10 protein-coding genes are annotated in these 12447 nt (G+C 36.6%); all 10 read right to left on the reverse strand.

The window, feature by feature from the left end; all coding sequences use genetic code 11:
• Positions 1-56: 56 nt before the first annotated feature.
• The 10 genes from ACP3T3_RS13435 to ACP3T3_RS13480 all read right to left on the reverse strand — a co-directional run bounded on the left by ACP3T3_RS13435 (position 57) and on the right by ACP3T3_RS13480 (position 12251).
• Positions 57-575, reverse strand: coding sequence for a hypothetical protein (locus ACP3T3_RS13435; protein ID WP_426476352.1), 519 nt, complete (start codon positions 573-575; stop codon positions 57-59).
• Between the two features lie 38 nt (positions 576-613).
• On the reverse strand, positions 614-2512 hold the full coding sequence (gene asnB, locus ACP3T3_RS13440; protein WP_426476353.1) for an asparagine synthase (glutamine-hydrolyzing): 1899 nt from the start codon (positions 2510-2512) through the stop codon (positions 614-616).
• A gap of 64 nt (positions 2513-2576) precedes the next feature.
• On the reverse strand, positions 2577-3830 hold the full coding sequence (locus ACP3T3_RS13445; protein ID WP_426476354.1) for a lipopolysaccharide biosynthesis protein: 1254 nt from the start codon (positions 3828-3830) through the stop codon (positions 2577-2579).
• 5 nt (positions 3831-3835) lie between these two features.
• Positions 3836-4969 (reverse strand): glycosyltransferase, encoded by a 1134-nt coding sequence (locus ACP3T3_RS13450; protein WP_426476355.1) that lies wholly within the window; start codon positions 4967-4969, stop codon positions 3836-3838.
• A gap of 96 nt (positions 4970-5065) precedes the next feature.
• Positions 5066-5554 (reverse strand): hypothetical protein, encoded by a 489-nt coding sequence (locus tag ACP3T3_RS13455; RefSeq protein WP_426476356.1) that lies wholly within the window; start codon positions 5552-5554, stop codon positions 5066-5068.
• Positions 5555-5641: 87 nt separating this feature from the next.
• Positions 5642-6778: a hypothetical protein gene (locus ACP3T3_RS13460; RefSeq protein WP_426476357.1), complete on the reverse strand. Its 1137-nt coding sequence runs from the start codon at positions 6776-6778 to the stop codon at positions 5642-5644.
• Positions 6779-6798: 20 nt separating this feature from the next.
• Entirely contained in the window at positions 6799-7584 is a 786-nt protein-coding gene (locus tag ACP3T3_RS13465; protein ID WP_047097183.1) for a (Fe-S)-binding protein, read from the reverse strand.
• A gap of 88 nt (positions 7585-7672) precedes the next feature.
• A complete protein-coding gene (locus ACP3T3_RS13470; RefSeq protein WP_426476358.1) occupies positions 7673-9010 on the reverse strand; it encodes a 4Fe-4S dicluster domain-containing protein in 1338 nt (445 codons plus the stop codon).
• An 8-nt stretch (positions 9011-9018) separates the two neighbouring features.
• The gene (locus ACP3T3_RS13475; RefSeq protein ID WP_426476359.1) at positions 9019-9969 is read right to left on the reverse strand and encodes an MlaD family protein; all 951 of its coding nucleotides are present in this window, start codon (positions 9967-9969) and stop codon (positions 9019-9021) included.
• A 128-nt stretch (positions 9970-10097) separates the two neighbouring features.
• Positions 10098-12251 (reverse strand): SurA N-terminal domain-containing protein, encoded by a 2154-nt coding sequence (locus tag ACP3T3_RS13480; protein WP_426476360.1) that lies wholly within the window; start codon positions 12249-12251, stop codon positions 10098-10100.
• Positions 12252-12447 lie beyond the last annotated feature (196 nt).

The following is a 12447-nucleotide window of genomic DNA, read 5'->3' on the forward strand; positions in this document are numbered from 1 at the left end:
ATGTTAAATATTAGATGTTTAGCTATAGTCAGCTAACAATTGTACAAATTTAAAAATTATTTTGTGATCGTGACGGTATTTATTGAAGTGGGGGCATCAGCACCTTTTGAAAATACTTCGTTTCCGTCATATAATACCTTTGAAACCTGAAATAATGTTGGCGTATTGCGATACTGCACTTCCAGGGTCCCTGTAACATTCTCATTCACGTTGGTACTTTTTGTAAATGTAATCTGCATCCTGGAATAGTAAGAGGTTCCTGTTCCCGGATTGTCGGGGCTTATAGAATCCATGCGTCTTCTTTTGGCACCTGCCAGGTATTCCATATAAAACAATGAATCTGTAGTCATTTTTAATGGAATACTTACCGGAGAAATATCTTTCGTTCCAAAAACGTCATTAACAGAAAATCCGGTATAAGATCCGGTTTTTTTACTGTTCAGCAAATCCTGACCGGCACTGTTTTTCATATAGATATTAAGTACCTGATCTATTCTCTGCAAAGAATCATCATCATTTTTACAACTGATGAGTGCAAAAACCGCTACAAAAGTGCACCAAAAATATTTCATCATAAATACAAAGGTAAAATATTAATCTTTAGGCTGCTTCTTTATTTTTCAAAATATTTCTGATACCATAGTTCAAAAGTCACCAGCTGCCATATTTTTACCCAGTCATATTCATGTTCCTGATGATTCCACCACTTATCAATCACTGCAGCGTTAAAGAAATTTCTCTTTTTTAAACTTTCCAGATTTCCAGTAATAAAGTCACTTACTTTTCTTTCGTTTTTAATGAAATAATTGACCGGAAATGAAAATCCTTTTTTAGGCATATTCAAAACGGATTCAGGAAGATATTTTTCAGCTGTTTTACGCAATAAAGGTTTATTCTGGATTCCATTAAACCGAATGTTCTCCGGCAGTGCCGATACGTAGTCTATCAAACGGTTACTCAGATAGGGATAACGGAATTCGACACTATATTTCATTGCACTGAGGTCATCCCGGAAAACGTGATGTGAAGAGAGTGAATATTTCATATCATATTCAAAATACGCTGAATAGTTTTTTGTTTCTGAAAGATGATATTCTGAAAGGTCCGGATTAATTTTACTGTAAATATCCGGCTGTATAACGTTTTTAGCTTCCAAAGGCATCATACTGATCTGGCTTTGTCTGAAAAAATCAAACATATAATCCTGAGAGAAATAATTTTTTACCCGTTGCGAAAACTTATCTTTCGTGAAGATAAAAGGGCTTATAAAATTAAAATTCCTCATCAGAAGCCATCTGTTCAGCTTCAAAGTATGAGAATAGCCTGCAAAAAGTTCATCGGCTCCGTTTCCGCTTAATACCACTTTAAAATCTTTATCATGTGCATATTTGGCAGCATTAATCAACACTTCAAAGCTGCTGTAAGGCTCTTCAAAGTGCTGGATGTTTTCCTTAAGCTGCTCCAGTGCTTCTTCATCACTTACTTTTTTTATCTCATGGGAAACACCAAAATGTCTGGCAGCCAGCGAGGCGTTTCTCACTTCTTCTTCAGAAAACGGATACGATATGGTGTATGTATTAACATTGGCACTAAAAGACTTTGACTTAGAAGCAATTAAGGTAGAATCTATCCCTCCGCTCATCATCACTGCTACCGGAACATCTGCATACAATTGCTCTGAAATGCTTTCAGAAAGAAGTTCGTCTATTGTTCTTACAGCTTCTTCCTCAGAAATTTTTTTCGCAGACGGCGGTGGCAGCTTCCAGAATTTTTCTTTAGTGATTTGTTGATTTTTTAAATCTATGGTCATAAAAGATGCGGGTTCAAGGGAAAAAATATGCTGAAAACAGGTTTGCGGGGCCAGTGTTGTCTGAAAAAGAAAGTTGGTATACACTCCATCCCAGTTGATTTCAGGCTTTACCCATTCATTTTTTAGCAATGCTTTTATTTCTGATGCCCAAACCAATCCTTCTTCACGCTGATAATAAAACAAAGGTTTCATTCCTACCCTGTCTCTTGCCAGTATAAGCTTTTGTGAGATCAGATCTACAATACAAATGGCAAACATCCCATCCAGCTTTTCAAAGGCTGCTGTCCCCCATTCTTCATAAGCTTTAAGAATAACTTCAGTATCAGAAATACTCCGGAAAGCATGTCCTGAAGTCTCAAGCTCATTCCTTAATTTTTTAAAATTATAAATCTCTCCGTTAAAGGTGATGATGATCTGTTCATTTTCAGAGAGCATGGGCTGATGCCCTTTTTCCGAAAGATCAATAATGGATAGTCTACGGAAACCCAAGGCAATATTTGAAACTCCTTCCTGTAAAACCGGAAACTGTTCTTTAATTTTTAGGGTAGAATCATTTCCTGAAAAGGAAACTCCCTCGCCATGATCATACATCCAGAATCCTTCATCATCCGGTCCGCGGTGCCTGAGCGCCTGATTCATTTCCAGAATATTTGTAGAGGAAATACTTTTATGAAATGAATAATAACCGCTGATTCCGCACATAGTATGACTTAATAGATTTGTAAAAATAGCGAAATGACTTTGTTTTGCCTACTGACCAGAACAATTATTTCTTTAGGAATTTTTCTTTTAAAAGCTGTATTTCTTCTTTTGAAACCCAATAGTCTTTCAAACTAAATGGGGTGGAACTGTAAAACTTGGTGAACAACAGCATTGCCGAGACCAGATAAGATGACGTGGTTGCCATACAAGCCCCCAAAATTCCCCATTTGGGTATTGCAATAAAAGAAAATATCACCGTGACAATCAATCCGACAATGGACTTCACATTAAGAATCTTGAGATCTCTCATTCCTGAAAAGTAATGTCCTACCATATCACTTACTGCAATAGCGAAAATTCCGGGTGATAAAAGGAGCATGATTTCCTTGGTATTTCTGAATTCTTTCCCAAAAATTATTTCATAAACCTGAGATGGTATGATAATGATTCCCAAAACGAAACCTATCATCAGAAAAAAAGTCAGTTTTAAAGATTCTTTGGTTTTCTCTATAGATTCTTCCCTGCTTTTACTGTTGACCACATCTGAGTATAAAATGACCGCAATACTGCGCGTAATCGTCCAGATTGCTTCAGAAAAAGTAACCCCAATCGAAAAGATTCCTACGCTGGCGAGACCTTCAAAATACTCTAAAAAATAGAACGAAAGTCTGTAGTTAAGGAACTGTACAAAAGCGCTCAGCTGCGTTTTCCAGCCATATTCAAACATATTTCTGCCCACCTCTTTACAGAAGAATATCTCGGAAATAGTACATTTTTTAATAATCTGAAAAAAGCTCGTGAGAAACAGGAGTGCAAGACATCCTATCTGGGCAAGGAAATAGGCGGACACGTCTTTTTTATCAAACAGATAAACCAGTATTCCAATAAATACAATATGAACGAGCTGTTGTAAAACTGTATAGAGATTGAACCTTTTAATATTCTGTGTTCCAATAAATAAGCTGATATTGGTGGATAGTAATGAAGAAAAAACAGATATTCCGATAAGATATAAGAGATATTCACCCTGGATAGAAGCCAGATTGAATAAAAACGGGATTAAAAGACCTGTTAGAAGAGACCAGAGATAAGCATATAATAATATCTTTTCTATTTTAAATCTTGAAGCAAAGTAAGAAGCGCTGCTTCCTGAAAAAATATTGCTGAAAAAACTCACTGCAGCTGCATTGGCCACTACAATAGAAATGGTTCCCTTTCCTTCACTGCCCCACATATTCGTAGAATAGATCACCAGCCCAAAACTCAGGATCAGAATAAGAAAACGTGAGACAAAAGTTTTAATAATAGTAAGCTGCATGATGATTATTTATCAATAGATTCTTTCACAAAATCAACAAAGAAATCTTTTATGAGTTCCCAATTATATTTTTCTTTAAATTCTTTCTGTGCATTCAGGGCATGTAACTGATACAGTTCCGGATTCCTGATATAATTGATGATCATATCCGAGATAGCATCTGCATGATGAGGATCTACCAGGTTACCAAATGAAAGCTTTCCCATATGCTTCCGGATACCTTTTAAATCTGAATATATTACCGGTTTTCCTGCTCCCATAAAGTAAAACAGCTTTATCGGCAGAGAATGATTATTTTCAAAATTAATTTCCCGAAGGTCAAAACATATATCTGCATCTGCAAATGCTGCTGTAAATATTTCAAAATTGGTAGGTTTTCTGATCTCAATATCATCAAAAGAATATTTCTTCAATAATGATGAAAAGTAGAATTCATCACTTTCCTCAGCAGTGGATCCGATAATGAGAATTCTAATATGTAATTCAGGAAGTTTTTGCCGAAGCTGATCTATTGCATTGAAAAAGTTTTCAATTCCTTTATCCTTAGAAATCTGCCCCGTATAACACAGTGTGATAACCTCCGGATTGAGTTTCTTTATACTTTCTTTGATGTAAAGAGCATCCGGGTAATAAGGAACAATGATCTTCTTCTTAAATCCGAAAAAATAGGCTAACGGAAACTTTTTGGTTGTTTCACCAAAAATAAAATGGGTGCTTAAAAGCCCGGCATACAACTGAATAAGAGAAAATTTTACGGCCTGAAAAATTTTAATCGGAAACCGGTACTTTTGAAGCATCGACATGGAAGGATACCATTCTGTAACATCATAAATACAGCTTACCTTGTTTTTTTTTACATATTCCTTTGAAGCCACAGCAGCCAAAGGTTCGGAACAGATAATGATCTGGGGTTGAAAATCATCACAAACTTTCCGGAAAGTCTTCATTTTTTTTTCAACACTTTCTTCCAGAATGGCATATGATTCTATTTCAATCTCATCAATAGTACCTTTATAATCAGCATATAAACTGCATATTTTCACTTCATACCCATTATCTCTAAGAGCTTTTGCCTGATGATAAAAAATCCGGTCATCATTATAGCTGTGGGATGTCGTTAAAAAAAGTACTTTAGGCATTAGTCTACTCGAATCTGTACAAATATACATTAAAACAAAAAAGTGGAAATATATTTTCCACTTAATGATTATTCTGTTGTATCAGCTTACCAGCGATTATTTTATAGAAGCCGCCCAGCTCTTCTCCAAAGGAAGAAGAAAGTGGCTTAAAAAATCCAGATAGGTATTTTTTGAGAAATCAAAAACCTGGATATCGTTTGAAAGCTCTCCATTTCTCAGCTTGGTTTTAAAATCCATTAATTTTAAAGTTTTTACTTCGCCATTTTCAACAAAGCTTGCTTTCATTCTGTCAAAAAGCCCCAATTGATATTCTTCATCAATTTCTCTCATGATCTTTCCTAAAGCATCAATACTGCATCCTGAGGCCATTTCTTTTTCTTCATCAACACATACGATGATAAACTGATTTTTTTCAATTTTAAATGAAGAAGAAAGTGGTTTCCCATGAGCAGCCCATGTGGCAAGGAAATCAAACAGTTTTTCAGTAATGGCTTTCGCTTCTTTTGTTTCAAGAGGTCTTGAAGCCGGATATATAATGACTCTGTAGTCGTTGGTTTCTACAATATTAGATTCTTCAATTTTCATAACACAACTATTTATTTTTCAATATATTAAACAATCAACTCTTACCATTAATGATCATTGAATGCTTATATCATTGTAAATACAAAATTACGCAATTTTCCCGAGTTGAAGATCATTGTATTTTTTGCTCAGTACATAAAGCATCATAATGAAAACCGGAAAAATAAACGGGAAGAAAAATCTTAATGCAGCCGACTGTGGAAAGAAAAAGAACTTAATATAGACATTCACCACAAAAAGGACTGAGATCATCCTCATCCATGCATCTTTAGAACGCCAGAAAATAACCCCAATCATAATGGCTAAAGATAAAGTTACCTTTTTAAAGTAAATAATTTTGATGTAAATAATACTCAGATACTGCTTTAAACTAACGTCTACAGGATGATTGGAAATAAAAGGTCTCCTATCAATGAAGGTATCATAAAAGACATCTTCCCAACCGGGATAATGATAATATTTAATGATAGCCAGGTACATGATCAAAAGTACTGATCCCTGTGCGATATAGGAAAAATCAATTTTCTTTTCCTGAAAATAACGGAAAAAGAAAACAGCAACAATATAGGTAAGCGTAAATGTAATATAATCCGGCCGTATAAAAGTAATAGCGAACAGAAGCACAAACATGGGCCATTTATCCCAATTTTTTATTAAACCGATAATAAAGATCAGCATAAACTGGAAAATAAACATATCCGGCGTAGAAACCCTGGACATATAAGTCATTGGCGGCAATATCATAGCACCAATTGTGAGAGCTATGGCAAGCCAATATTTCTTTGGAAACAGGAGTTTTAGAATATAAAACAATAATAACCCCGAAAAAAAGTAAGATATAAGACTGGTAAACAAAACGGCCATTGGTGCTGTAAACCCAAGTTTATAAAAAAGAGTAATGACAAGAATATATCCTACTTTGATCTGAAAATAGGGCAATTGTTCTGTAAAAGATTGTGTATTTTTTACGAAATACTGCCTTGGAATGTCCCACTGCTTTATTCCGATGATGTCTGTATAATGTTCTGCAGGAGCCTCTTTTTTTATTTCCTCATATGTTAGGATTCGGACTTTATCCGGTGAATCCGGGAACTCGGAAATATACATACATCCCATATAACCCGGCATATCCCAATCATATACCCTGTTTTGATAATTCCAAAATGTAAGAAGGGCAAGTATTGAAATGATAAATAAAAAGGAGAGTCTCCATTCCAGCTTCATAAGTCTGTATAGGATTTCAATTATAAATCTTCTGCTTCAGCAAGAAGTTCTACGATATCTTTTACAGCTACTTCAGTGTTTTTGTTAAAGTGTTTTACACCATCCGTCATCATGGTATTACAGAAAGGGCATCCTGTAGCAATTACCTTAGGTTCAAAGGATAAAGCTTCTTCCGTTCTTTCAATATTGATGTCTTTATTTCCTTTTTCAGGTTCTTTAAACATCTGTGCACCTCCTGCCCCACAGCAAAGTCCGTTGGTTTTGCAGCGTTTCATTTCTACAAGCTCAGCATCAAGCTTTTCAAGAAGCATTCTTGGAGCTTCATATTCGTCGTTGGCACGTCCCAAGTAGCATGGATCATGAAAAGTAATTTTTTTCCCTTTGAATGCTCCACCTTCAATTTTCAGTCTTCCTTCTTCCATCAGAGTTTTAAGGAACTGAGTATGGTGCACAACTTCGAAGTGTCCGCCTAAGCTTGGATATTCATTTTTCAGAGTATTAAAACAGTGTGGACAGGCTGTTACGATTTTTTTAACTTCGTACGCATTCAGTACTTCAATATTCGTAAGAGCCATCATCTGGAATACGAATTCGTTTCCGGCTCTTTTTGCAGGATCTCCGGTACAGCTTTCTTCCTGTCCCAGAACAGCAAATTCAACGCCTATTTTATTTAATATCTTGCAGAATGCTTTTGTAATTTTTTTGGCACGGTCATCAAAACTTCCCGCACATCCAACCCAGAATAAAACTTCCGGGGCTTTTCCTTCGGCAGCATATTCTGCCATTGTTTTTATATTGAAATCCATTTCTTTTTCAATTTGAAAATGTGAGAATTTGGAAATTTGAAATGATATAGATCTGTATCAATTTCAAATTTTCAAATTGATTAATTATCTAGTTTTCCGATGCCCAGTTCAGACGGTCAGCCTGATTGTACTGCCAAGGAGCCGCGTTGTTTTCCACATTGGTCATCATCAGGTTCAGTTCCTGTGGAGCAGCAGACTGTTCCATCACCAGGAATCTTCTCATTTCAAAAATAATGGAAAGCGGATCAAGCAATACCGGACAAGCTTCTGTACATGCGTTACATGTGGTACAGGCCCAAAGTTCTTCTTTTGTAATATAGTCGTTCAGCAGTTTTTTACCGTCGTCAACGAATTTCCCGTTTTTATCGATATTTCTTCCTACTTCTTCCAGCCTGTCTCTGGTTTTCATCAGGATTAACCTTGGAGATAGCTTTTTGCCCGTGATATTGGCCGGACAAACGGAAGTACAGCGACCGCATTCTGTACATGAATAAGCATTCAGCAATTGTACCTGATTCAGATCGAAGATATCTTCTGCACCAAATTTAGAAGGTGCATCTGCTTCAGCACCTTCAGCCGGAGCAGCATAGGGATCTGCATTAGGATCCATCATCAATTTGATCTCTTTTGTTACGGAATCAAGATTATTGAATTTTCCTTTTTTATCAAGATTCGCATACCATGTACTTGGAAACGCAAGAATAATATGCAGGTGTTTTGAGTAATAAAGATAATTCATGAAGAAAAGAATCCCTACAAAGTGAAACCACCATGCCGCTTTCTCTGTGAACATCAAAAATCCGTTATCAAAATTAAAGATTTCCAAAAACGGAACGAATGTCATCTCACTGATCGGGAAGCTTCCATGTTCCGGAAACACACCTCTCGACTGTAAAATAAAATCTGAAGCGTTCATTTTAAAGAAAGCCATCATCAAGGCAAATTCAATGATAAGAATCCAGTTGGCATCTTGTTTTGGCCAACCGAAAAGTTCTTTCATCGTCAATCTCTTCACTCCGTAAAAATTTCTACGAATAAAGAAAATGACAACCCCAACCACTACTAAAAGTGCTAAAACTTCTAATGTTGCTGTAAAGAAATTATAAAATGTATGCCCAAAAATGCTTGATAAAAAACGGTGTGTACCAAATATTCCATCAACAACAATTTCTATTAATTCAATATTAATGATAACAAAACCAACATAGACAAAAACGTGCAAAACACCTGCAACAGGACGTGCTGTCATTTTACTCTGTCCCATGGCCACACGAGCCATCGTTTCCCAGCGTTCTCCTTTTCTGTCGTTTCTATTGATTTCGTGACCTAACCTGATGTTTCTATAGATTTTCTGGAGGCTTTTGGCAAACAGCCCAAATCCCGCCACTAATAAAATCAGGAAAATAATGTTATCGATGTACTGCATAAGGCGTATTAGTCTTTATTATTTTTACCGAAAACCGAGAAGTTGATATATCTTTTCGGGTTCGCTTTCATATCTTCGATTAATGAATTTAAGTTAGTAGAAGCGGAATTCAGATTGTTATAAAGCTGATCATCCTTCATCAGTTTACCTAAACTTCCTTCTCCTTTGTCTATACCCCCAATCACCTGATTCAATTTTCCTACGGTAGCATCTAAGTTGGCAATTGTTGAATTCAACTGCTTAGTATCAATGCTCTGCGCCAGATTACCATATTTATCCAAAGTCACTTTCCCACTCTGCATGGTAAGACTTGCTTCATCCAGCACCTTTTGCAGTTTTGGATCATTGTGCCCAACCAGGTTGTTTACACTTCCGGCAGTGGTCTGTAATGCGCCTACTGTTTTATTAAGGTTAGCCAATAGCGCTTTTATTTCTGCTCTGTTTTGAGTATCAAAAATCTGGTTGGCATTAGCCATTAAGGAGTCTACTCTATGCAGAACTACCTGTAGCTGGTCTTTTACAGGACCTACCTGAGAAGAAAGGCTTCCCAACGTCCCCAGTTTAAAAGCTCCTTTCAGGGTATCACCGTCCTTTGCAGTCGGGCCTCCATACATAAGGTTTACTCTCATTTCTTTTCCGGACATTAAGCCTGGCTCAAAGATTTCCAGTGATGAATTTTTTGAAAATTCAAATTTGTTATCAATGGTCACTTTTACAACGAAATTAATTTTCCCGTCTTTTGAGGTTAAAGGAATAATCTTATCTACCTGGCCCACTTTCAGACCATTAATAGAGACTGCCGAAGACTGTGCTAGACCTTCCACATTGTCATATTTTGCGTAAAATATATTGTCGGTAGTAAAAAGGCTTTTCCCTTTCATAAACTGAAACAACACCACAAAGCCTACGATAGCTAGAAGTGCAATCACACCAGCTTTTAATTCTTTACTGAACTTCACTTGCTAATTTTTTTCTAATAAGCAAATATAATACATTTTAAATAAATCTTTTCCTTTATTGTTCTGCGATAAATACAAAAAAAAGCGACAATTTTTTTGTCGCTTTTTATATTATAGAAATGAATTTCTTATTGCTGCTGATTCCCCAGCTTGTTCCAGATCTCGATTCTGTAATCTTCGATATCTGCATTGTCCTGAAGGCTCTTCATCCAGGCCTGTCCGAACATTCCTGCACTTCTCTGAGTAAGAGATTCTGTAAATTGTTTAAGATCTCCTGGCTGTTTGTTTACTGTTTCTGATTTTTTGATCAAAACATATACCCCTGTTCCACCTTCAACCGGATTGGAAAGTTTACCTTTTGCAACACCAAATGCGGCACCGGCAACTTTAGGTTCCATAGCACCAGCTACTGAAGGATTCAACAGGTTCACCTGAGCTGATTGTTTTGGAGCTGCAAACAATTTAGCAATCTGATCTAAGCTGGAAGCTTTTGCTGCTGCAATTTTATCAGAAATTTGTTTTGCCGCCAATTTATTTTTAACGATAACTTCAATCTGGTCTCTTACCGATTCAGGATCAGCAAGACCTGCATCTTGTTTTCCGTTCAGATAAACTACAATTTTATCACCTGTTCCGTCTACTGTAAATAATTCAGTGTCTCCTTTTGTTCTTTTCTTATCAAAAGCCCAGGTAAGGATTTCTGCATCTTTTTCAGTACCTAAGCCCTGAAGCTGGCCTTCAAATCTTTTGGCCGCTTTTGGATTAGAAAACTGGTAATTAGCTTTTTTAGCAATATTCACGAAATCGTTGAAAGATTTCCCCTGAACCTGCTGGATGAATTTTCTAGATTTTTTATCTGTTTCAGCCTCAGTAGCATCTGAAGGCTTAACTGCTTTCACAAGGTTTGCAACCTTATAACCCATTGATCCCGTTTTTTTATCTTCAATATTGATGATATGATAACCAAACTGAGTTTCTACTACCCCTGTAGCTCCTTTAGGATTGTTCGCAAGGTAAGTAAGGAATTCAGGAACGAAAGGCGTTTCCGGAGTTGTCCATCCAAGGCTACCACCCTGAGCGGCAGAATTCGGATCATTGGAAAGCTTAAGGAACTCTGTAAATTTAGCAGGAGCAGCTTTTACAATAGCACCGATAGAATCTGCCAATTTCTTAGCCTGCTCTTTGGTTCTTGTTACTCCTTCACCTGCAGGACTTCCTTTGAATGCAATAAGGATGTGTCTTGATAAAGTAGAATCTGAAGGTCTTTTACCTACAAGCTTAGATACTACATAAACATCCTGCTCTTTATAAGGACCAAAAGTCTGACCTACTGCTGCTGAAGTGATCTGATCTTTGATAGTAGGAGGCAATTGAGTAGGATTCACATACTGAGGGTTGAATGGCGCATCAGAGTTTGCCGTTACAAACATAGAATCGTTTTTAGTATTCTGGAAGTTTTCTGTACCTCCGCTTGCATCTGTACCGCCTGAATATAATTTTGTAATTTCTTTCAAGGCTGCGGCATCATCTGCTGCACTAGGTTTAGATGGGAAAAATACGATACCGATATTTCTGCTTGGCTCAGCTTTGAACATTACAGGGTGCTGCTTGATGTAATCAGCAAGATCTTGTGTTGTAACATTGATCTTTGTTTTCTGAAGATATGCTGCATAATCTACTTTTACAAAGTCGATATCTGCAAGCTGATCTCTCTGTTTCATCAGTTCTTCAGCTTCTTTCTTACCTGTAGTGATACCTGCTGAAAGATTAGTAAACACCTGTCTTGCCATTAGTCTGTACTCAATTGTCTTTCTTGTTTTCAACCATTGAGTATATCCCTGAGGATTGGTGTTTTGTAATGTTTCAATTTCTTTTTTAAGCTCTTGAGTTTTAAAATTACCTTTCTCATCAAAGAACTGTTGATTCTGAGCAAACATCTGATCGTACTGGATCTGATTCCAGAAATAATCATCAGTCATTTCAAAGCCTAGTTTCTCAAACTGCTGTTTGATAAGTTTGGATTGTACAAGTAACTGCCAAGCCTGCTCTTCAAGACCGTTTTTCGGACGACCTTGCTGTTCAGCCTGCTGCTGCAGCACGAAAAGCTGATCATTGAACTCTTCGCGGGTGATTTTCTCACCGTTTACTTTTCCTAAAACGTCAGGATTCTTACCAAAAACCTTGTCGATACTATCGGGGTTCACCAGGAACGCCAAAAGCGCTAAGGCTATTACTCCCATTAAAAGCCAAGGCTTACTCCTAATCTGTCCTAAAATTGCCATTTTATAAATTATAGTTTTTTATCAGTTTGCGAAAATACACATTTTTAAGAAATTACAGAAACAGAACTGCTTTATTTTGATTTTAAATGCAAAGATTATCCAAAAAAGGAAATTTTGACCGTATTTTTAACTAAAAAACAAATGGCATAAGTATTGTGCATTTTTAGAATATTATAATATGCCACACGTTTTCAGA

This window comes from Chryseobacterium sp. CBSDS_008, assembly GCF_049959325.1.
In the GTDB taxonomy this organism is placed as follows: domain Bacteria; phylum Bacteroidota; class Bacteroidia; order Flavobacteriales; family Weeksellaceae; genus Chryseobacterium.